The following is a 22,176-nucleotide window of genomic DNA, read 5'->3' on the forward strand; positions in this document are numbered from 1 at the left end:
GTTGTACCATCCGAGTCTGCGGTAGCCCCTCATTTCCACTCCTTTATCTCAAAACACCTGACCGTAGTGCTAATTCATCCATGACCCGGCGGGGGGGATCCACTCCCCCGCCGGGGTTTTCACATGCTTCTACTACTTGCAAAGCTTCCGCGTAAACACGCGGATTACTGCTACCTTTCGATACTCCACTTCGCGCTCGGCTTGAAGTGGCAGCTCACGTTGAAGCAGCTGCCCGACTTGTTGGTCCCGCCGGAGACCAGCGTAGCGCTGGTGTAGGTGGCGAGGGCGTCGTCGGAGAAGCGGTACTGCGGGTCGATGTCGACGCTTACACTTTCCACGTGGGTCCTGATGGGCAGGGCACGGGCGTGGGAAGCGTCGCTCCCCTTGTGGCACGGCAGGCAGTTAGCCCAGCCCTCGGAGGGCTTGGCGTCCTTCTTGATGTGCGCCACGAGGATGTGGGCACCACCGCCGCCGGAGTAGTCTTCGAAGCGGGCCGAAGACCAGTTGCCCTGCACGCCGAAGGTAATGGCGCTGAGGGTCTGACGCGGTGCCGGCGGGTAGCCGTGGCAGGCGTCGCAACCGCCATTGGGCACGAACGCGAGGCCGGTGGCCGGGTTGTGCTGGTGGCACTGGGTGCAGTCCGTGGTGGAGGCTACGTGGTCCTGAGCCGGCACGCCAGCCTTGGTGAAGTACTGGGTGCTGGTGTGGCAGACCTGGCAGACGCCGGTCTGAGCCGGGTTGGCAAAGGTGTTGTTGCCGGTGAAGCTCACTGCGGTGCCGTTGATGGTGGTGTTCACCATCATGGTGTTGGCGGTACCGTGGCCGTTGTGGCAGTCCGCACACTTGGAGCCCAGGCCGGTAGCTTTGTGAGCCCTCACGTTGAGCTTGGTGCCGCTGACCTTGGCTGGGTTGGTGTGGCAGTAGTCGCACTCCTGGTTGGTGGCGCCGACCAGGACGGGAAGCAGACGCTTCTGGTCGCCCAGCACGCCGCTTATGTGGGCTGCGGTGTTGTCGTGGCAAGCGGAGCAGGCCTGGGCGATGCCGGCCTTGCCGTGGCCCTTGGTAGCCGCCAGGGTCTTGTCGGGAGCGGTGATGCCGCCGATGACGGAGAGCGCACCGCCCGCGGTCGAGTGGCAGCTTTCGCAGGTGACGCGGCCGGTGGTCCAGTTGGTGCTCTGGGCGTGGCAGGTGGAGCAGGTGCCGATCTTGTTCATGCCGGCGGCAAGGTTCAGGGTGCCGTCGGCGTGGGTGCTCGCGGTGTTCGAGGTGTGGCAGTTCGAGCAGGAGGTGGTCAGGGTCGAGTTGAAGCCCGGGCCGTAGGTTGCCGTGAAGTGCTGGGAGTGCGCGTTGCTGTTGATCAGGCCGCCGGTGGTGTTGGAAAGCGCGGTGTGGCAGGTACCGCAGGCGCCGGATGCGGGGACGTTCCACTGCGGGGTTGCCGAGAGGTGGCAGGAGGTGGCGCAGGTCTTGGTGGCGGTGCCGCTCCAGGTGGTCACGTTGGCGCCGGCAACCTCGACGGTGGCGTCGCCGTGGAGAGCCTTGTTAACGAAGAAGGTGTTCCCGCTGACAGTGGCGGCGTGGCAGGTGTCGCAGGTGTAACCTTTGGTGCTTACGTGCGCAGCATGCGCGTTGGTGGTAAGGGAGCTCGCGTTGCCGTGGCAACCGGTGCAGCCAAGGGATGCGCCCCACTTGGCAGCGGGGACGTTGGCCACGATGCCGTTGCCGTCGTGGCAGGCTACCGCGGAGCAGGTGTTCCCGACGATGGTGAAGCTCCTGGCGCCGGCCTTGACGTCGCGGGTGCTGTTGGTGTGGAACCCGCCGGCCTTGATGCTGGTGCCGTTCACGGTGGTGTCGGCGTGGCAGCTTGCGCAGTCAGCGGCCGAAGCGACGTGGTTTTTGTGGCTGTTGGCGCGCGGCTGGTCTGCTCCGGCGTTGGCGTAGTTCGGCTCGCCGGCGACGGAAGTGAAGGCCGGAGCCGCATCGGCACCATGGCAGGACTTACAGGTCAGGGCGGTGGAACCGGTCCAGGTCACGCTCTTCATGGTCCCTTTGCCGTCGCTGTGGCAGTAGGAGGTGGAGCAGGTCCCGGATACCGGGGTACCGACGCGTGCACCCGCCACGTCCTTGGTCTGGTTCACGTGGTTTGCGAAGGTGGAGATGGTGCTGTTGTCGGAAACGGTCGAGCTGTGGCACTCGACGCAGCCGTAGGAGGTGCCGAGGAAGGCCGCGTTGTTCACGTGTTTCGCGTGGTTGCCCGACAGGGTGTTGCTGGTCGCGTCGCCGTGGCAGCCGGCGCAGGTAAGGGTCCCACCCCAGGTCGGCGGGGTGTAGGTGCCGCGGCCGTTGCTGTGGCAGTAGACGTTGGAGCACTGGTTGGCCGCGAAGGTGCCGCCGGTGGCGAACTTCACCTCGATGGCGCGGTGGCCGGCCGAGGTAGCGTGGGCAAACGGCTTGGCCTGTACCGAGTGGTCGGTATGGCACTGCACGCAGGAGCCGACGCCGGTGCCGTAGTAGTTGCCGTGCTTGCTGCCGGCGACCGGGTGGCTGCCGGTCGACGGAGCGACGCTGTGGCAGGCGGAGCAGCCGCCCGGTACGGTGAGGGCTGCGCTACCCCAGGCCGGGGTCGCACGCAGGGTGCCTTTGCCGTCGCTGTGGCAGGTCGCGGTGGAGCAGGTCCCCATCGGGTTCGGCGGAACCGAGGTCTGGTTCACGAAGCCGGCCGCGATCTTTCTGGAGTAGCCGACGCCGTCGGCAAGCTCGATGGTCTTGTTGCGGTGCCCCATGGCGTAGCCGCTGACCTGGCTGCCGTGGCAGGTAACGCAGGAATTGACCGCCGAGGTGGCGTGCCCTGCGTGGTTGCCCGGCACTGCGCCGGTGTTGGGGTTCTTCTTCACAGTACCGGAATCCAGTGGCGGCATCGTGTGACAGAAAGAACAGTCATAGTTGTACTGCGGGGCGGCCTGTGCCTTCCCCACGGACAACTGCATCAGTGTCAGCACGAGAAGTGCCAGCACCAGGAAACAGCGCCCTCCATACTTTGATAACATTTTCTCCTCCTCTTGGTGTCCTGCTTGCGTCATTTTATAAAAGCTGAATCTTCCGTTGATCCAGAAACGGTACGGCTTTGCTACTTGTCCTCTCCTACCGCTCGGTGCTCCACCTTGCCGACGGGCTCATGTGGCAGGCGATGTTGAAGCAGCTGCCGGTCTGGTTGGCGCCGGGCACGCTGGTCAGCTTGGCACCGGTGTAGACGGTGAAGCTGTTGGAGAAGCGCAGGCTGTTGTCCACCAGCACGGTCACGTTCTCGATGTGATCCTTAACCGGCGTCACCATCTTGTGGTACGAAGTGAGCCCCGTGGCGCCGCCGTTGTGGCACGCCGTGCAGTTGGTCCACCCTTCCTCCGCCTTGGCAAACGGAGAGATGTGCGCCGCCACGAGATGCGCGCCGCCGCCGCCCGAGTAGTCCTCGAAGCGCGCGTTGGCCCAGTTGGCGTAGCTGCCGAACCCGGTCGCCGTGTTCTTCGGTGCCGGCGGGTAGCCGTGGCAGGAGTCGCAGCCGCCGCCGACCGGCTTGAAGGCGCCGCCGCTGCTGGTGTGGGTGTGGCAGTCCAGGCAGCCCGAGGTGAAGTGACTGCCCTCCGGAACCCCGGCACGGTAGTAGTTGGTCTTGGTGTGGCAGACCTGGCACAGGCCGCGGTTGTAGGTGGTCTCCACCAGCGTGTTGACCCGGTCGGTGTAGGCGATGGTGAAGCCCCTGATCTCGCTTCTGATCATGGAGAGGTTGCCGGTGCCGTGCGTGTCGTGGCACTCGCGGCAGGCGACCGGGGCACCATCCTTCGCGCGGTGCGTGCTGATGTTCAGGAAGCGCGCCGAAACGATGGTCGGGTTGCTGTGGCAGGAGGCGCACAGCGTGTTGTCGTTGTTCATGAGCAGACGCTTGCTGTCCCCCAGGGTCCCGGTGATGTGGGTCGCGTTCCTGTCGTGGCACACCGTGCACTGGTTCGACACTGCGAAGCGGCCGTGGCCGGAGGTGCCGAAGTAGGCCTTGTTCGGCGCCTGGACCCCGTTGGGGAGCGTCGCCGGGTTCTGGGCGTGGCACACGGTGCAGTTGATGCGGGTGGTGGTCTTCCAGTCAACCAGCTGGCCGGCGTGGCACCCCATGCACAGCGAGCCGTCGCCGCTTTTCAGGTCCGGCGAGCCGTTGTTGTGGGTGGCGGTGGTCCCGACGTGGCAGGCCTGGCAGGCGGTGTACTCGCTCCCCAGGAAGTTGCCCGGGCCGTAGACCGCGGTGATGTGGGTCGCATGCTGGTTGGTCGCCATCGGGCTCGGGGTCGAAGCGGAACCGCCGTGGCAGGTGATGCACAGGTTGCGCGCCTTGTAGGCGACTACGGAATCGGCCACCGCCTGGCTGATGGCACCCGCATCCCGCAGGGTCGGCACCGCCAGCGTGGTCACCGAGTCGTCGATCACGCCGTTGTCCAGGATGTCGATGGAGTCCATGGCCAGCTGTTTCGAGTAGCGCGGGTTGTGGCCGAAGGAGCCGAGCTCCCGCAACAACAGGGCGTAGTTGAAGGCGGCGCCCATGACGTTCGCACCCTGCTGACCGGAGCCCCAGTTACGCTCGTTGAAGTGCGGCGCCTTCTCGGTGTAGATGAAGCCCTTGGCCGCCAGTTGCGCGCGCAGCACTTCCAAAAGGCTCGTGAAGGAATCGCGCGCCAGCTGGCGCTGCTCTTCCGGCATGTTGGTGCCGTGGCAGGTGGTGCAGATCGCGCTCACCCCGCTTCTGAAGGAGTGGCCGTAGGTGCCGTTTCTGTGGCACATGATGCAGGGCCCCTTGGCGTTGTCGAAGCCGAGGTTGCTGTGGGTGGCGCCGAGGTCGTAGTTGCGCCCCGGGAAGTGGTACCCCCCCTTGGCGTACATGGTGGCGCCCGACACCGCGTAGTGCGGCGGGATGAAGGCGAGGTTGGTGAAGTCCGCGTTCGCCTGCAGTTTGTCCGTGATCACCTGGCCGGTGTTGGTGCCGCTGTGGCAGGTCATGCACAGGTTGGACTCGCCCACTGCCGGGTTCAGGTAGGTGGGCTCGTTGGCAAACGGCTTGGACGGCGCCATGGTGCGCAGCGCGCCGGCGGTGATGTCGACGTGGCAGGCGCGGCAGGTGACCATCTCCTTGGTCTTGTCCGCGGAGTCGCCCCAGGCCGTGGTCACCTTGGCGGAGGAGTAGGCCACGAAGCCCGTGGTGGTGTGGCACTGCACGCAGCCGTTCATGGTCTTGAAGTCGTAGGTGGAGTACGCCGGCGCGCTCCCCTTGGCGTGACCGGAGGTGTACCACGCCTGGCGGATCGCCTGGTTGCTGACGGTCGAGAAGTGGCAGTCGGTGCAGGCCGAACGCGAGGTGACGTAGGTCGCCGGGTAGGCGCCGGTGGTCATGTTGCCGTAGTGCAGCGTCTCCAGGTCGCCCTGCACCGCCGCGAAGCTGGAGTGCGGGTTGTGGCAGGAGATACAGAGAACGTTCCTGCCGATCTCTACCGTGTGGTTGGGGACGATGCCCAGGCCGTTGTAGTGGCATCCCGCGCAGACGCCCGGGTCCGCCTCGGGCTGATGCGCCCCGCCCTTGTGGCAGGAGGTACAGGTGACGCCCACCGTCTTATGCATGGAGCGGTCGTAGCCGGAGAAAATCGAGTCGGTGTGGCAGGCGGCGCAGAAGTAGTCGCCCACCGGGCCGGCGGAGGCCGCCAGGTTGACGAAGGTGTTGGAATCGACGCTCGAGACGTTGACCGGGGTCGGCATGGCACCGGTGGTATGGCAGGAAACGCAGGAAACGCCCAGAGACTTGTGGTTCGAGGAGGACCACAGGGTGAACGCCATCGGGGTCGGGTAGACGCCGGTGGCGGAGTGGCAGCCGTTGCAGTCGGTCCGCATGGAGTCGATCAGCGAGTCGACCACCTTCACCTGGGTGGTGGAGGTGGAGACCGCGACGCCGTTCAGGTACTGGGTGGCGCGGAACACGTAGGTGCCCAGCACCATCGGCACGAAGTTCGGGTTGAGCGTGCTGGCGTCCTGCAGGGTGACCGCCGGACCGCTCTCCTGATTCCAGGTGAAGGTGCCGCCACCCTGCATCGAGCCCCTCAGGGTCACCTTGGTGACGATCATCCCGGTCTGGTTATCGCCGGCGCTGATCCCCACCGCGGAGAAGGACGCTGTCACGGCGGCAGGACCGGTTACGTTCCTGACCGTGATGTTGGCCTGGCCAAGGTAGGGGAAGCTGATCGCGCCGCCGGAAAGGTTGGTGGCCGTGCCGCCGCTGACGGCGGTCAGCACCGAGTTGGCATTGGGGGTGACGGTGAAGACCGCGGTGCCGCCGTAGGTGACCTGGGTGCTGGCCGGGGTGATGCCGCCCGGGCCGTAGGCGGTGCCGCTGATCGTGTACTTCTGGGCGGTGAAGCCCGCGATGAGAGACTGGGGCGAACCGTCAGCCTTCTTGAAGGTCGTGGCGTAGTGCGTCGTGTAGTTGCCGATGACCTGGGCCACACCGGTCTTGGTCAGACTGGTGATCTTGAAGCCGGGGTTGGCCGTTACCTTCACCGGAACCAGTTCCGAGGTGGTGAAGTTGGTGTACACGACCGTGCCGGAAGCTGTCTGGACGGGGTTGTTGCGGATCTGGAGGGTACCGCCGGTGTTGTTCAGCTTGGTCTGCAGTTGGAACGACGTCGCAGCCCACGACCAGAGCGCCCCCGATATGACTGCCGTAGCAGCCAAAACAGCCAGTGTTTTTTTCAGCATAACCTTCCCCTGTCCCTGGTCCTCGCGTGCGGTAATGGATCGATTTAGAGGTACGAAATAGTCCTACAGGGGGGGGGACTCCGCAAGAAATGTACCTACAAACAGCACCCTCCCCCCGGAGCAGGGTCCTCCATTCGGCTAAAACGGAAACAAATTGGACACTTTTTACTTAAAATATTTTTTGCATTCGGATTTAACGGGAAAAAACAAATCAGTCCAAACAGGACAAATTCCGCCGTCCCGCGGAGGTACAACATTAGAGAGCAGCGAAAACACCGGACACGTTATCATTAGACTTACCCTCGATGGTAACGTTTCAGTAACGTCGCAATTAACACAGCCGACATCCCCTGACCTCACTGATTGCGTCATTGCTCTCGGTAGTTTTTGGTACGTATTAACGAACTCATTCAACAAAACACAAACGTCGACGGCTACGTGAAAAAGCCGGCGCCGCGCAAGGGAATGCACTCACAAGCCGAGGATGACTGGGGAAGTTGAAGGTTGGGAATTTAGAATGAGATTGACTGGAGGGGGGATTTACGGTAAAAGGTTACCCTCGGTAACAGATCAGCCGGAGTAACTCAGTTGGTAGAGTAGCTGATTCGTAATCAGCAAGTCGGCGGTTCGAGTCCGCTCTTCGGCTCCATAAAAAAAGGGTCGCTGACCATGGTCGGCGACCCTTTCTATTTTGCTGCGCTGACACCGGCTGCGAAAACCAACTGCATGCTGCCAAATTGAAAGGCCCGCCTAAAAGGCGGGCCTCGTTTGTTGCGTCTACTTGGGTACCCTTTTCAAGGGTGGTTGCCAGTGCCCGTAGGCACCGGGAGGTTACAGCTTCAAGTTGTGAGATTCCGAATCGGTGGAGTTTCTTTGATGCTGATTACCTCCTTTTTTCCGAGATCCCTCTTAGCTAGCTAGCTGAGTCAAACATAGCATTGCCCGGCCGAAAGAAACAGTCTGTCAGAAATTTTTTTTTCCAGGTATACTGCTTCAGTTGCCTCTTCGCCGAGTTTGAATCCGCTAACCTTGCCACACCCCTTCCCGCCCCTGAGTATAAACGCTTCTACTGGTACAGAGCCGTCATCTGCCTGCCTGCGTTCAAAGCACCGGGAGCCGAACTGGTTACCTGTACGCCTCCCTTGCCGCGCATCGCCTGGAACTGGGTCGTGTTGTCCCCCTCGCGCAGCGCCGCCACGGAGTTGCCGGTCTTGATATTCCAGTCGATGGTAAGGGTATCGAGATAGGTATCACCATGGTAGCGGTTGAAAGTGTAGCGCACCGTATCCCCGCTCTTTTGGGCGTGCACTTTGAACGTGTCGCCGTTTTCGCTGTACTGGAAGTCCTTCTCCCCCTGGGCCACCGGGTTGTGCCCGCTCCAGAACTCGATGGTGTTGAACAGTACGAAGTCGACCAGTGCCGCAATGCCATAGACCGGAACGATGATGAAGACCCAGGTCACCAGGCTGCGCAGGTACTTGTCCCCGACCTGGCCGTTTACCTGGTACACCTTCCTGGTGAGCGCCATCTTCCCGTAGCACCCTTGCAGGGAAACCATTGCAATCACCATGGCAAGCAGTGCCGCTGTTATTCTCTTCATAGCTAATCCTCCTTTGTGTATGAAATCCAGTTATGGGAACAAACCATTATTCCCGACTCTCCTAATATAACAGAAAGAGCGCTTGCTCTGTTCATATACTTCAGCTTTACCTGTACCACAATCACCTCTAACAGTGACAACAGAAAAAGAGGCCTGCTACTGATAAGCAAGGCCTCTTTTTTTACTAGATCCCCTCGTTACAGGGGTCATTCCGATGCTTGGGGCATCGGAGCTGGTACAGCTGTTTCTTGGTTAGAATCCTCTTCAGTGGAAGTTACCTCGATGCCGCTACCTCCTTTTTCCGAGACATTCTGTTCCAGCTAGCTAGCTGAGAGTAATATACCACCTGTCTGAATTTTTTACAGAGCGCTACAATATTTTTCAGAGGCCGTCACCGTCTCCAGCGACCATCCGCCTCGGCTGGACTTCGCAGGGCCGGATGCTAAAATCCGATGGTGCATTGACTAGAGTTAATTTTTCCGACAGCAGCGGACGGTTGAGGGCAGCAAGCGCTCACCGGACCGATGCCGGGGGGAGAGCCATGAAAACGACAGCTGTGGCAGCTATCCTGATCCTCCTCGTCCTTCTAGGGTTCGGGGTGTATTACTTTCTCGACACTTCAGGCCCCGCCCTCGCGCTTTCCCGGCAAAGCGGCCCCATCTCCTCCAGGCTCGATGTGACGCTGCGGCTGCGGGATCGTTCCGGGCTCAGGTCGCTGAGCGTGAACCTGGTGCAGGGGCAGAAGAACTTCCCCGTTCTCGCCAGGGAGTACCCCTCCGGGACCAAAGAGGCGGCTGAGACCTTCAGGCTACCGGCCCAGCCAGGACTCAAGGAGGGTCCGGTCAGGCTGGAGATCCGGGCGCGGGACCGTTCCATCTTCGGCTTCAGCTCCGGCAACCGCACCGAGCAGACCTTCGACTTCGACTACCGGAACAAGCCCCCGGCAATCGCCGTCATCAGCACCGCCCACAACATCTCCCGAGGCGGTGCCGGGCTGGTGGTGTACACGGTGAACCGTGAGGTGGCCAAAACCGGTGTCGTGTTCGCGGACCGCTTCTACCCCGCCTACCGCCAGCCCGCCGGCTTCTACGCCTGCCTGTTCCCCTTCCCCAGCGACATCCCGCAGGAGCGCTTCATTCCGAAGGTAGTGGCCGTGGACCGGGCGGGAAATGAGAGGCTCACCGGCATCTACTATCACGTGCTGGAGAAATCGTTCCCAAGGGACCGGATCGAGCTGACCGACAGCTTCCTGGAGAAGATCTCCGGCGAGTTCAAGGACCGCTTCCCGCAGGCGGCCACCCCCCTGGAGCTCTTTCTCAAGGTGAACCGTGAGGTGAGGCAGGCGGACCGGAAGACGCTGTACCAGGTGGGGTTGAAGACCTCCGACACACCGCTTTGGCAAGGTGAGTTCATGCGCCTCCCCAACTCCGCCCCGCGCGGCACCTTCAGCCAGTTGCGCAGCTACTTCTACAAGGGAAAACAGGTCGATGAGCAGTACCACCTGGGGATCGACCTGGCCTCGCTGGCGCACTCGAGGGTGCCGGCCGCGAACGGCGGGCGCGTGGTCTGGGCCGACGACCTCGGCATCTACGGCCAATGCGTCATCATCGATCACGGCATGGGGCTGCAGTCGCTCTACGGGCACTTAAGCCGGATCGCCGTGAAGGAAGGCGACCAGGTGAAGAAAGGGGACATCATCGGCGACACCGGGGACACCGGCCTTGCCGGCGGCGACCACCTCCATTTCGGCGTGGTGATATCGGGGCAGGAGGTGAATCCCATCGAGTGGTGGGACCCGTCCTGGATCAAAAACAACGTGACCGGCAAGCTGGAAGAGGCGAAGCAGGCGGCAGGCGCGAAGTGAAGTTGCGGAGGTGAAGTCATGCAGCAACTGGTACTGGTCCGACATGGCGAGAGCGTCTGGAATCAGGAAAACCTGTTCACCGGCTGGACCGACGTGGAACTGTCACCGCACGGTGAGGAGGAAAGCAGGAACGCGGGAAGGCTTTTGAGGGAGAAAGGTTTCGTCTTCGACGTCGCCTTCACCTCGGTGCTGCGCCGGGCCATCGGGACGCTCTGGCTCATCCTGCGCGAGATGGATCTGATGTGGATCGAGGAGTGCAAGGACTGGCGCCTCAACGAGAGACACTACGGCGCTCTGCAGGGATTGAACAAGGCCCAGACCGCCGAGAAGTACGGGGAGGAGCAGGTGAAGCTGTGGCGGCGCAGCTACCACGTGCGGCCGCCCGCGCTCGCCGAGGGGGACCAGCGCCACCCCGGCCGGGATCTGCGCTACGCGTCACTGCCGCCGCATCTCATCCCACGGACCGAATGCCTGCAGGACACGGTGGAGCGGGTGCTTCCGTGCTGGCAGCAGGTCATCGTCCCGGCCCTGCGGGAATGCCGCCGCCCGCTCATCGTCGCCCACGGCAACAGCTTGCGCGGCCTCATCAAGTACCTGGACCGGGTCTCCGACTCGGACATCGTCAACCTCGAGATCCCTACCGGAACCCCGCTGGTGTATGAACTGGACGACAACCTCAAACCGATCCGGCACTACTACGCCTCCGAGATCGGCACTCCCGCCTAGCGCAGCAATTCCCCGGCAGCGCCGTCGGTAGCCTCGCCACCCTTGCCTTCCTCGCCCACAGCGCCCCCTTGGGGAGGCTCCTTGGCGGGAGCCTCCCCGGGAGCAGTGGCACCCGGCTGTCCCGGCTGTCCCGGCTGTCCCGGCTGTCCCGGCTGTCCCGGCTGTCCCGGCTGTGCGGGCTGTCCCGGCTGTGCGGGCGTGGCCGGCGGCATCGCATCGCCACCATGCTTGGAGCAGTAGGTCGTCGGCTCGGTGCCGGCGATGAAGTCCTCCTCCTTGGTGGTCGGGCAGTCGGGGGTGGCAAGCTGACCGGTGGTGGGATCGATGTTGACACTGACCACACCCTCGGGCCTGGTGAAGTCCACCGCGGGCTTTCCGGCGCTGGCGCTACGCATGAAGCGCTCCCAGATAGGGGCGGACACCGCACCGCCGGTAAAGCCTCTCCCCCCCGGCTTGGGCTTGTCGTAGCCGACCCAGACCCCGGTGATCAGTTGCGGCGTGTAGCCGACGAACCAGGCGTCGCGGTAGTCGTCCGTGGTGCCGGTCTTGCCGGCGGCGGGGTGCTGCCGGGTGAAGTTCTTCAGCCCCTTGGCGGTGCCGTAGGTGAGCACGTCCTTCATCATGGAGGTGGTGACGAAAGCGGTGGCCGGAGAAAGCACCGGCGCCACCTGCGGCGGGTTCTCGTTCCAGCTCTTGCGGTTGCGGTCGTAGATCCGGATGATGGTGCGCCCCTCGCTGCGCAGGCCGCCGTTGGCCAGCGGTGAGTAGGCGGAGACCAGGTCGTTCAGGGTCACCTCGTCGGTACCGAGGGCGAGCGAGAGATCGTTGGGACTACGCAGGGTAAGCCCCAGGCGGCCGGCGAAGGTGACGAAGTTGTTGACCCCGAGGGATTCGAGCAGCTTCACCGTGATCACGTTGTTGGAGTGGGCGAGCGCCTGGCGCATCGACAGCTCCCCGAAACTCTTCTTCTCGTAGTTGTGCGGCCGCCAGGCCTGACCGTTCCCCTTGTTGTAGCTGACCGGTGTGTCATCCAGCAGGCTCGCCGGGGTGTAGCCCTGCTCCAGCGCGGCCGCGTAGATGAGGGGCTTGATGGAGGAACCGGGCTGGCGCTTGGCCGAGAAGGCGCGGTTGAAGCCCCCCTTGCCGTTGTCGACGCCCCCCACCGCGGCCAGCACGTCGCCGGTCTTCAGGTCCATGCAGATGAGCGCTCCCTGCAGGTTCGGGTTGACCTTCTTCACTCCTTCGCGCAGCACCTGCTCCGCCTGCTTCTGCAGGTTCACGTCCATGGCCGAGATCACGTCCAGGCCGCCCTGCTCCACGATGTGCGCCCCGTAGCGATCCACGAGCTGTTTGCGCACCAGGTCGAGGTACCCCTGCGCCTGTCCCGGCTTGATAACCGTGGCCGGATGCGCCTCTATGGCCCTCTTCTGCTGCGGCGTGATCATCTTAACCGCGACCATGCGGGCCAGCACCACGCTGCGGCGCGCGCTCACCTTGGCCTGGTCCCCCAGCGGGTTGTAGCGGCCCGGGTTCTTGGGCACCCCCGCCAGAATCGAGCACTCCGCCTCGGTCAGCTCCTCCGGGTTCTTGTCGAAGTACTGCCGCGCCGCCTGCGCGATCCCCCAGGCGCCGTTGCCGAAGTAGATCTCGTTGAAGTACATTTCCAGGATCTGGTCCTTGGTGTACTTCTTCTCGAAGTCCATGGCGAGCTGCACTTCCTTCACCTTGCGGTCGAGCGACTTCTCGCCGGAGAGGAACTTGTTCTTGATCAACTGCTGGGTGATGGTGGAGCCACCCTCGGCGAGCCGTCCCTTCACCACGTCCTTCACCAGGGCCCGGGCGATGCCACGCACGTCGATGCCCCCGTGCTCGTAGAAGCGGGCGTCCTCGGTGGCGACCAGGGCCTTGCGCAAAAAGATCGGGATCCGGTCGATGGTGACCCAGTAACGCTGGGTGGGGAGGATGCGCCCGACGTAGCGCTGCTGGCCGTCGAAGACCCGGATCGAGGTGTAGCCGGTCGGAAGTTCCGGGTAGGTGGCGATGGCGGCGTGGGCGGAAACGGCGCAGGTGAGCGCCAGGAGGAGGACGAGGAGAACGGGGGAGACGAGCTTCTTGAGTGATGCGTACCGACGGGAAAGCAAGGTTGCTACTCCTTTTGTGGACGACGGCGATGATGCGGCTTTGGTTATGGCGATTTACCTATGTGGAGGCGGGAGAGCTGGGCGAATAATCATTCGCCCGCCTTTGGCTCCTCCGATCCCGCCCCACCCTCGTCCTACCTGATCACGCCCGTCCTACCTGATTCGGCCAGGCTACCTGATCCCTTCCAGGTACCTGGTCACCTGCGCCGCGAGCGGCGGTGCATCCAACAGCACCGAGAGCTCCCGGTTGCGGCTCAGCGCCGCGTGGGACAGGTTGTGGCTCCCGATCATCACGAAGCGGTCATCGATGACCACCGCCTTGGCGTGGGTGGTGCGCCTGCCGCGCGGGAAAACCACCCGCACCCCCTTGCGCGCCAGAAACCCCGCCGCGGCGCGGTTGTCGCGCCCCACGGAATCCTCACCCTCGAGGATGACGGTGACCTCCACCCCGCGCGCCCTGGCCTGGGCCAGGTCCTGCGCGATGCCGGCGGGAAGGTTCCCCTTGCGATCGGTGGCCTTGAAAAGGTAAAAGGCGCAGATGATGCGCCTCTTCGCCCCGCGGATCCGCTCCTTGAGCACCCCCGCGTAGGAGGCATCGGCAAGCAGCGTCGCCTGGGCCGGGGAACCCAGAACCGGCACGGGACGGGCGGCCAGGAAAACAACGGCCACAAGCCCCGCCACGCACCGGTTCAGTGCCCGTATCACGTGAATATATCCATCACCTTGGAGAAGAAGTTCTTGCGCATCGGGTTAACGTCCTCGCCGCTGATGCGCGCCAGCTCCTCAAGGAGTTCGCGCTGCTGCTTGTTCAGGTTGATCGGGGTCTCCACCTTGGCGATGACCAGGTGGTCGCCGCGCCCGTACCCCTGCAGCGCCGGGACCCCTTTACCGCGCATCCTGAAGACCGCGCCGGACTGCGTCCCTTCCGGGATCTTCATGTTCACCTTGCCGTCCAGCGTGGGCACCTCGATCTCGCATCCCAGGGCGGCCTGGGTAAAGCTGATCGGGATCTCGCACAACACGTCGTTGTCCTCGCGGCGGAAGAGGGAGTGCTCGCGCACGGTGAGCGCCACGTAGAGGTCGCCGTTGCCGCCCCCCTTGATCCCCTGCCCCCCTTCGCCGGAGAGCTTGAGGCGGATGCCGGTTTCGACCCCTGCGGGGACCTTGACCGAGATGGTCTTCTTGTCGCGGACCGTGCCGGTGCCGCGGCAGCTCGGGCAGGGATGCTCGACCACGCGTCCCTCGCCGTTGCAGTGCGAGCAGGTCTTGGAAACGCTGAAGAAGCCCTGCTGAAAGCGCATCTGCCCCGCACCCTGGCAGGTGGGGCAGGTCTTCGGCTGCGTGCCGGCCTTCGCGCCGGACCCGCCGCACGCCTCACAGCGCTTGGCGTAGGGGATGTCGATCTTCTTCTCAACCCCGAAGGCGGCCTCTTCGAAATTGATTTCAAGGTTGTACTGCAGGTCGTCGCCGCGCCTGCCGCGCGAGGTCTTCTGGCGCCCGCCGAAGACTTCCCCGAAGATGTCCCCGAAGATGTCCCCGAAGGGAGAGCCGCCGAAACCGCCGAAGGGGGAACCGTTGAAGCCGCCGCCCCCCACGCCGGCGTGGCCGAACTGGTCGTAGCGCGCACGCTTCTCGGGGTCGGAAAGCACCTCGTAGGCCTCGGAGACCTCCTTGAACTTGTCCTCGGCGCTCTTGTCGCCGGGGTTCTTGTCCGGGTGGAACTTGATGGCCAGACGCCGGTACGCCTTCTTGATCTCGGTCTCGGAGGCGTTCTTGTTCACCTCGAGTAGTTCGTAGTAATCCTGTTTGTCACCGTTTGCCAAAGTAAGCCCTCGTAACACAAAGAGCAGCGTCCCATCTCATGAGACGCTGCCCGTTGCGGTTGTCATTTTCTACATGCAGCGCCATCTTCCACTAAAGCGGCACCGCTTTGCAACCTTTTACTTACTTCTTGTCGTCCTTCACTTCCTCGAAGTCGGCGTCGACCACCTTCTCGCCCTTGGCGGCTCCGCCGGCTTCCGGCTCGGCGTGCTGCTCGCCACCCTCGGCGCCCGCTGCCTGTGCCTTGGCGTAGACCGCCTCGGCCAGCTTGTGGGACGCCTGCATCAGGGTTTCGCTCGCCTTCTTGATCTCATCGGCGTCGCTTCCTTCCAGGGCCTTCTTGAGGCCGGCGATCCCTTCCTCGATCTTCTGCTTCTCGGCAGCGTCGATCTTGTCGCCGAACTCGTTCAGGGACTTCTCGGTGGAGTAGATCAGGTTGTCGCCCTGGTTCTTGGCTTCGATCAGCTCGCGCTTCTTCTTGTCCTCGGCGGCGTGCGCCTCGGCGTCGCGCACCATCTTCTCCACTTCCTCCTTGGAGAGACCGGAGGAGGCGGTGATGCGGATGGACTGCTCCTTGCCGGTACCGAGGTCCTTCGCGGAGACGTGGACGATGCCGTTGGCGTCGATGTCGAAGGTCACCTCGATCTGCGGCACGCCGCGCGGTGCGGCCGGGATCCCGGAGAGCTCGAAGTTGCCCAGGGTCTTGTTGTCGGAGGCCATCTCGCGCTCGCCCTGCAGGACGTGGATGGAAACCGCCGGCTGGTTGTCGGCCGCGGTGGAGAACACCTGGGACTTCCTGCACGGGATGGTGGAGTTCTTGTCGATCAGCTTGGTCATCACGCTGCCCAGGGTTTCGATGCCCAGGGAAAGCGGGGTGACGTCGAGCAGCAGCACGTCTTTCACGTCGCCGCGCAGAACGCCGCCCTGGATGGCTGCGCCGATGGCAACGACCTCGTCCGGGTTGACACCGCGGTTGGGGACCTTGCCGAAGATGTCCTGCACCTTCTTCTGCACGATCGGCATGCGGGTCATGCCGCCCACCAGGATGACCTCGTCGATGTCGGAAGCGGAGAGGCCTGCGTCCCTGAGCGCGGTGCGGCAGGGGCCTTCCAGCTTCGCGATCAGGTCGGCGCAGATGGACTCGAGTTTCGCGCGGGTCAGCTTCATGGTCAGGTGCTTGGGACCGGAAGCGTCGGCGGTGATGAACGGCAGGTTGATGTCGGTCTCAAGCGAGGTGGAGAGCTCGCATTTCGCCTTCTCGCCCGCCTCTTTCAGCCTCTGCAGCGCCATCTTGTCGCCCCTGAGGTCGATGCCCTGGTCCTTTTTGAACTCGTCGGCGATGTGGTCGATGATCTTCTGGTCGAAGTCCTCGCCGCCCAGGAAGGTGTCGCCGTTGGTGGACTTCACCTCGAAGACCCCTTCACCGAGTTCCAGGATGGAGACGTCGAAGGTACCGCCGCCCAGGTCGAACACGGCGATCTTCTCGTCCTTCTTCTTGTCCAGGCCGTAGGCGAGTGCCGCCGCGGTCGGCTCGTTGATGATGCGCAGGACGTTGAGGCCCGCGATCTTGCCCGCGTCCTTGGTGGCCTGGCGCTGGGAGTCGTCGAAGTACGCCGGGACGGTGATGACCGCGTCGGTGACGGTCTCCCCGAGGTAGTCCTCGGCGGTCTTCTTCATCTTCATCAGCACCATCGCCGAAATCTCAGGCGGAGAGTATTTCTGGCCGCGCACCTCGACCCATGCGTCGGCGTTGTCGGCCTTGACGATCTTGAACGGGGAGATGGCGATGTCCTTCTTGACCGCCTCGGTATCGTACTTGCGCCCGATCAGGCGCTTGATGGCGTACAGGGTGTTCTCGGGGTTGGTGACCGCCTGGCGCTTGGCCTGCTGGCCCACCAGCCGCTCGCCGTTCTCGGCGAATGCGATCATGGAAGGAGTGGTGCGGCTTCCTTCTGCGTTCGCTATGACAACCGGCTCTCCACCTTCCATCACTGCGACGCAGGAGTTGGTGGTCCCGAGGTCGATTCCTATTACTCTACTCATGTGATTGCCTCCTCATATGGTAACTGTCACTGTGCAAGCTAGTCATGCCCCCGGTAAAAAACAAGGGGCGGGGTGGAAAAAAACTTCAGGGGCTAGGGACTGGGGGCTAGGGGCTGGCAAAACCAATGTCTTCACTAGCCCCTAGCCCCTCATCCCTAGTCCCTGCTTTTACGGCTTAACGGCCACCGTGACCATCGCGGGGCGCAGCAACCGGTCGTTCAACATGTACCCCTTCTGGAACACGTTCACGATGGTGTTGGGCTCCTGCTCCTCGCTGGGCACCTGGGTCATCGCCTGGTGGAAGGCGGGGTCGAACGGGGTCCCGGCCGGGGTCTCCACCGGGGTGACGCCGAACTTCTTCAGGGTGGAGATGAGCATGGTCAGCGTGAGCTTCACCCCCTCGATGATGGGATCGTCCGCGCTGGCGTGGTCGATGGCACGCTCCAGGTTGTCGACCGAGGGGAGCAGTTCCAGGATGATCTGCTCGTTGCCGTACTTCAGGATCTCTTCCTTCTCCTTCTGTACCCTCTTCCGGTAGTTCTCAAGGTCGGCCCGCTCGCGCAGGTACTTGTCCCAGTTGGCCGCGGACTCAAGCCCTTTGGCGGCCAGCGCCTCTTCCAATTCCTTGATCCGATCCGCATCCGACAGCGGCTGCGCCAGTTCTACATGGTCCTGCGCCGCCTCCGCCTTCTTGTCGTGCTGGTGCGCATCGTGTTTTTTCTTGTCCATCCCTTTATCGTCTCCTTTTCTCGCGCTACTCGGTATCGAGCAGGCGGCTGATCAGTTTCGCCGTGTAATCCACGATCGGTATCACCCGGCCGTAGCCCATCCGGGTGGGGCCAATCACCCCGAGCACCCCGACCGTGTCCTTGCCGGTCAGGTAGGTGGAGGTGACCAGGCTCATACCCTCCATCTTGAGCAGGGGCGATTCCGACCCGATGAAGATCTGCACCCCTTCGGCCTGCATGGAGCGGTCCAGCAGGTCCAGAAGAAGGCTCTTCTTCTCGAAGGCCCGGAAAATCTCGCGCATCTTGGCGGCGTCGGCGAATTCCGGCTGGTCCAGGATGTTGGCCTGCCCCTCCAGGAAGATCTCGGTGCTGTCAGTCCTGATGGTCTGCTCGGAAAGCGCGATCGCCTTCGCCATCAGCGAATCGTAACGCACCTTCTCGCTCTGCATCTCGGCCAGGAGCCGTTCGCGCACCTGGGCCAGGGTGAGCCCCTGCAGCATCCCGTTCAGGTAGTTGGCCATGCGGACCAGGTCCTCCTGCGGGATTTCCTCCTCGGTTTCCAGGAGCCGGTTCTGCACCGTGCCGTTTTGCGACACCAGGATGGCCAGGATGCGGTGGCTGGACAGCTTGACGAATTCCATCTGGTGGAAGACGTTGGCCGCCATGCGCGGCGCCATCACCACCCCCATGTAGCTCGAGGTGGTGGAAAGGAGGCGGCTGGCCTCCTTGAGCATCTCCGCCGGATCCTTGCCGGCCATGCGGCAGCGCCTGCGGATTTCGTCGCGCTTGCCCGCGGTGAGGTTCTGTTTCGCCTCCAGGATCGAATTGACGTAGAGGCGGTAGGCCTTGTCGGTGGGGATGCGGCCGGCGGAGGTATGCGGCGAGGCGAGCAGCCCCATCTCCTCCAGGTCGGACATGACGTTGCGCACCGTAGCCGGCGAAAGCGCCAGCTCGTGGCTGCGCGTGATGGTCCTGCTCCCCACCGGCTCAGCGGTCGCTATGTAATCCTCGATGACCGCTTCGAGGATGCGTTTTCCACGTTCAGAAAGTTGCTCTTCCATAGCCTTGCCCCTCAAAAGCTTTTAGCACTCAAAAAGTTCGAGTGCTAAACGAGCTTCAAGTTAGCAACGCACCTTTGCTTTGTCAAGGGGTTCTCTGGCAGGATTATGGCGGCGTGTCGGGTTTGGTGTTGCCGTACGAGTCCCCCCTCCCCTTGCGGGAGGGGGTTAGGGGGTGGGGGTAGGTGCCACATTGTAGTTGATGGCAACTTCACCCTCCCCCCTGCCCCCTCCCGTCAAGGGAGGGGGAGAGTTGGCAACTGGACAACGCTGGGACACTGGCGGATTTACAGAAAGCGGGAGAAGATGCTGTTGGCGATGATCACCGAGCTGTCGGCGAGACGGATGCGCCCCCCCTCTGCGACCAGGAGGCCCGCCCGCAACAGCTCGTCCACCTGAGCCAGCCGGTCGGCCAGCGCCTCCTCGCCGAATGCGGCCTTGAGGGGCGCGAGCTCGAGCCCGGTCAACACCCGAAGCCCCAGGAAGAAGCTCTCGGCCACGGCGTCATCCGGGGTGAGCTGCACCGGCTCCCGCTCCGGAAGGAGTCCGGCGGCAATGGCGGCACGGTAGTCGTCGAGGTCGGCGGCGTTACTCCAGCGGCGCCCGATTCCGTCGGGATTCCAGAAGGAATGCGCACCGGAGCCGAAACCGAGGTAGCTTAGCCGGCTCCAGTAGGATTGGTTGTGGCGGGAAAAGCGGCCGGGTCGGCCGAAGTTGGAGATCTCGTAATGAACATAGCCGGCGCCGGTGAGGAGTTCGGTGGTGGTTTCGAACATCCGGGCCGCCTCCTCCTCTCCGGGGAGGGCCAGCTCACCCCGGTCGTACAGTCTTTCGAAGGGGGTTCCCTCCTCGATGGAGAGCGCGTAGGCGGAGACATGTTCGGGGGCGAGGTCTATCCCCTGGCCGAGCGCGGCACGCCACTCTTCCAGGGACTGCCCGGGGAGGGAGTGCATCAGGTCGATGCTGATGTTGTCGAAGCCAGCCCGGCGCGCCTGTTCGAACGCCGTGAGTGCCTGGGGCACGGTGTGCACCCGCCCGAGCCTTTGCAGCAGGCGCTCCTCGAAGGACTGGATCCCCAGCGACAGGCGGTTCACCCCAGCGGCCCGGTAGCCGGCGAGCCGCTCCGGGGTCAGCGTCCCGGGGTTCGCCTCCAGGGTCACCTCCGCTCCCTGTTCCAGACCGAAGCGAAGCGCCGCCTGCTCGATGAGGCGCCCCACCAGCTCCGGTGCCATGAGCGACGGCGTGCCGCCGCCGAAGTAGAGCGTCGGGGCCTGCACCGGCTCGGGGAGCGCCGCCTGGCGCAGCTCCATCTCGCGCAGCAGCAGCTCCACGTAGCCGGACAGCTCGTCGCCCGACCAGGCGGTCGAGTTGAAGTCGCAGTACAGGCATTTCTTGAGGCAGAAAGGGAAGTGTATATATAGACCGGCTTGCATGGCTGCGGCGCTCCTTTACACGCCAGCTATCGTTCTAGCAGATCCCGTCTCTTCTTGTCACGCAAAAGCACCGCAACTGCATGAAGATGCTTGAAATACTCGATTAGGACGTTTACACTCCAGTTCCCGTCCCCTTTGCGGAGGGGTGGCAACCGTAGGGGCAAATGATATTTGTCCAGCCGACGGCGGCCCCTGACAGTGACGATGGCAAGCGGGACAAAGAGGCCAGATGCACAGGGCGAATGATTATTCGCCCCTACATAGAGTTGTACGTCATCGCAATCAACCAGGAGGGGACATGCAGAAGAGCATCAAGGCCGCCGCGCTGCAGTTCAACATAGCGCTGGGGGACATCGACAAGAACCTGGCATACGTAACGGAGAAACTGCGCCGGCTCGCCGCCGATGGGGTGGAGCTCGCGGTACTGCCGGAGATGTGGAGCTGCGCTTTCGACTACCGCCAGCTGAACCAGCTGGCCCTGCAGACCCCGGCACTGGTGGAGCGCATCCTGACCCTTTCCGGGAAGCTCGGTATGACCATCATCGGGAGCCTGCCGGAACCGCACGGCGAGAAGGTCTACAACACCGCCTACGTCGCCGACCGTGGCAAGCTGGCCGGGAGCTACCGGAAGATGCACCTCTTCGGCCTCATGCACGAGGACCGGCACCTGGACCGCGGCGACGCCGTCTGCCTGGTCGACACCAGCGTCGGCAAGATCGGGGTCATGATCTGCTACGACATCCGGTTCCCTGAGCTCGCGCGCAGGCTTGCTGTGGACGGCGCAGACATCATCGCCATCAGCGGCGAGTGGCCCAAGCCGCGCGAGGAGCACTGGCGCACCCTGATACGCGCCCGCGCCATCGAAAACCAGCTTTTCGTGGTCGCCACCAACACCTGCGGCATAATCGGCAAGCTCGATTTCTTCGGCTCCTCTCTCATCATCAACCCGAAGGGGGAACTGCTGGCCGAAGGAGGCTACGAAAACTGCGAGCCGACCGCGATCCTCGATCCCGAAGAGATCACCTCCTGGCGCTCGAGTATCAACTGCTTCCAGGACAGACGGCCGGAGTGCTATTAAACCGCAAGGCTCAACGCAAAGGCGCCAAGGCGCGAAGCCGCAATGAAAAGCGGGACGAGGGCATAAGGCCGTAACAATTTTTACCCTTGGCGTCTTTGCGGCTCTGCGTTGCGTTAATGCATTTAGGCCCCCTGCCTCATGGGCCACGGCACGTGTTTCCTGTTGACTTCCCAATGGGTTCAGCATATTTTTCCAGTTTGATTTCCATCTAACCGCGGAGGTTGCTACGTGGGCATGCTTGCTTCGACCGGCCTGGTCGTAAAACTGGTACTTTTGCTGTTGCTCTATTTCTCGGTGGTTTCCTGGGGCATCATCTTCTACAAGCTGCTGCAGGTGTACCGCGCCAACGGCGCCTCCGAGCGCTTCCTCGAGTTCTTCTGGAAAGCCAAGCGCTTCGACGCCATCAACTCCCAGCTGGACCGCTTCGAGCACTCCCCCCTCACCGTCCTGTTCCAGGAAGGGTACGGGGAGCTCAGGAAACTGCAGGAGAAGGTCGAGGAAAAGGCTGACCCCAACATCGTCAGCACCGACTTGGGCGGCGTGGACAACATCGCCCGCGCCCTGCGCCGTGCTACCACCATAGAGATCACCAGGCTGGAAAAATACCTCACCTTCCTGGCCACCACCGGCGCCACCGCACCGTTCGTGGGCCTCTTCGGCACCGTCTGGGGCATCATGACCGCGTTCGAGAAGATCGGTCAGAGCGGTTCCGCATCGCTTGCGGTCGTAGCACCGGGCATTGCCGAGGCGCTCATCGCCACCGCGATCGGCCTGGTCGCCGCCATCCCGGCCGTCATGGGGTACAACCACTTCCAGCACAAGATCAAGGTACTCATCTCGGAGATGGACAGCTTCTCCACCGAATTCCTCAACATCGTTCAGCGTAACTTCGCGGGGAGATAAG

At 63.1% G+C, this 22,176-nt stretch carries 14 protein-coding genes and 1 tRNA gene; 5 read left to right on the forward strand and 10 right to left on the reverse strand.

Annotated elements, in window-relative coordinates; translation table 11 throughout:
- Window positions 1-170: 170 nt before the first annotated feature.
- Together KP004_RS16845 and KP004_RS16850 are read right to left on the reverse strand one after the other, a co-directional pair.
- Window positions 171-3,047 (reverse strand): CxxxxCH/CxxCH domain c-type cytochrome, encoded by a 2,877-nt coding sequence (locus KP004_RS16845; protein WP_216799584.1) that lies wholly within the window; start codon window positions 3,045-3,047, stop codon window positions 171-173.
- 94 nt (window positions 3,048-3,141) lie between these two features.
- Window positions 3,142-6,780, reverse strand: a complete 3,639-nt coding sequence (locus KP004_RS16850; protein WP_216799585.1) for a cytochrome c3 family protein — start codon at window positions 6,778-6,780, stop codon at window positions 3,142-3,144.
- 573 nt (window positions 6,781-7,353) lie between these two features.
- On the opposite strand from KP004_RS16850, the gene KP004_RS16855 reads away from it, so the two are divergent.
- A tRNA-Thr gene (locus KP004_RS16855) sits at window positions 7,354-7,429 on the forward strand.
- 417 nt (window positions 7,430-7,846) lie between these two features.
- On the opposite strand, the gene KP004_RS16860 is transcribed toward KP004_RS16855, so the two are convergent.
- A complete protein-coding gene (locus tag KP004_RS16860; RefSeq protein ID WP_216799586.1) occupies window positions 7,847-8,380 on the reverse strand; it encodes a DUF3332 domain-containing protein in 534 nt (177 codons plus the stop codon).
- Between the two features lie 541 nt (window positions 8,381-8,921).
- Between KP004_RS16860 and KP004_RS16865 the strand changes: the two genes are divergently transcribed.
- Window positions 8,922-10,244 (forward strand): M23 family metallopeptidase, encoded by a 1,323-nt coding sequence (locus KP004_RS16865; protein WP_216799587.1) that lies wholly within the window; start codon window positions 8,922-8,924, stop codon window positions 10,242-10,244.
- Window positions 10,245-10,262: 18 nt separating this feature from the next.
- Window positions 10,263-10,970: a 2,3-diphosphoglycerate-dependent phosphoglycerate mutase gene (gene gpmA, locus KP004_RS16870; protein WP_216799588.1), complete on the forward strand. Its 708-nt coding sequence runs from the start codon at window positions 10,263-10,265 to the stop codon at window positions 10,968-10,970.
- On the opposite strand, the gene KP004_RS16875 is transcribed toward gpmA, so the two are convergent.
- From KP004_RS16875 to hemW, 7 genes are all read right to left on the reverse strand, one after another.
- Window positions 10,967-13,111: a penicillin-binding protein 1A gene (locus tag KP004_RS16875; RefSeq protein ID WP_216799589.1), complete on the reverse strand. Its 2,145-nt coding sequence runs from the start codon at window positions 13,109-13,111 to the stop codon at window positions 10,967-10,969. The genes gpmA and KP004_RS16875 overlap by 4 nt on opposite strands.
- A gap of 171 nt (window positions 13,112-13,282) precedes the next feature.
- Window positions 13,283-13,816: a phospholipase D-like domain-containing protein gene (locus KP004_RS16880; protein WP_216799590.1), complete on the reverse strand. Its 534-nt coding sequence runs from the start codon at window positions 13,814-13,816 to the stop codon at window positions 13,283-13,285.
- The gene (gene dnaJ, locus KP004_RS16885) at window positions 13,813-14,934 is read right to left on the reverse strand and encodes a molecular chaperone DnaJ (protein WP_216799591.1); all 1,122 of its coding nucleotides are present in this window, start codon (window positions 14,932-14,934) and stop codon (window positions 13,813-13,815) included. Before dnaJ ends, KP004_RS16880 begins: the two co-directional genes overlap by 4 nt.
- A 121-nt stretch (window positions 14,935-15,055) precedes the next feature.
- Window positions 15,056-16,975: a molecular chaperone DnaK gene (gene dnaK / locus KP004_RS16890; protein WP_216799592.1), complete on the reverse strand. Its 1,920-nt coding sequence runs from the start codon at window positions 16,973-16,975 to the stop codon at window positions 15,056-15,058.
- Window positions 16,976-17,143: 168 nt separating this feature from the next.
- Complete coding sequence (grpE, locus tag KP004_RS16895; RefSeq protein WP_216799593.1) at window positions 17,144-17,704, reverse strand: nucleotide exchange factor GrpE; 561 nt, start codon at window positions 17,702-17,704, stop codon at window positions 17,144-17,146.
- Between the two features lie 25 nt (window positions 17,705-17,729).
- Window positions 17,730-18,764, reverse strand: coding sequence for a heat-inducible transcriptional repressor HrcA (gene hrcA / locus KP004_RS16900; protein WP_216799594.1), 1,035 nt, complete (start codon window positions 18,762-18,764; stop codon window positions 17,730-17,732).
- 284 nt (window positions 18,765-19,048) lie between these two features.
- Window positions 19,049-20,194, reverse strand: a complete 1,146-nt coding sequence (gene hemW, locus KP004_RS16905; protein WP_216799595.1) for a radical SAM family heme chaperone HemW — start codon at window positions 20,192-20,194, stop codon at window positions 19,049-19,051.
- A gap of 298 nt (window positions 20,195-20,492) precedes the next feature.
- Here hemW and KP004_RS16910 point away from each other — a divergent pair, with 298 nt between their 5' ends.
- Both KP004_RS16910 and tolQ read left to right on the forward strand, forming a co-directional pair.
- Complete coding sequence (locus KP004_RS16910; RefSeq protein ID WP_216799596.1) at window positions 20,493-21,272, forward strand: carbon-nitrogen family hydrolase; 780 nt, start codon at window positions 20,493-20,495, stop codon at window positions 21,270-21,272.
- Window positions 21,273-21,500: 228 nt separating this feature from the next.
- Window positions 21,501-22,175, forward strand: a complete 675-nt coding sequence (tolQ, locus tag KP004_RS16915; RefSeq protein WP_216497616.1) for a protein TolQ — start codon at window positions 21,501-21,503, stop codon at window positions 22,173-22,175.
- Window position 22,176: the final 1 nt, after the last annotated feature.

The organism is Geomonas oryzisoli (genome assembly GCF_018986915.1).
Lineage (GTDB): Bacteria > Desulfobacterota > Desulfuromonadia > Geobacterales > Geobacteraceae > Geomonas > Geomonas oryzisoli.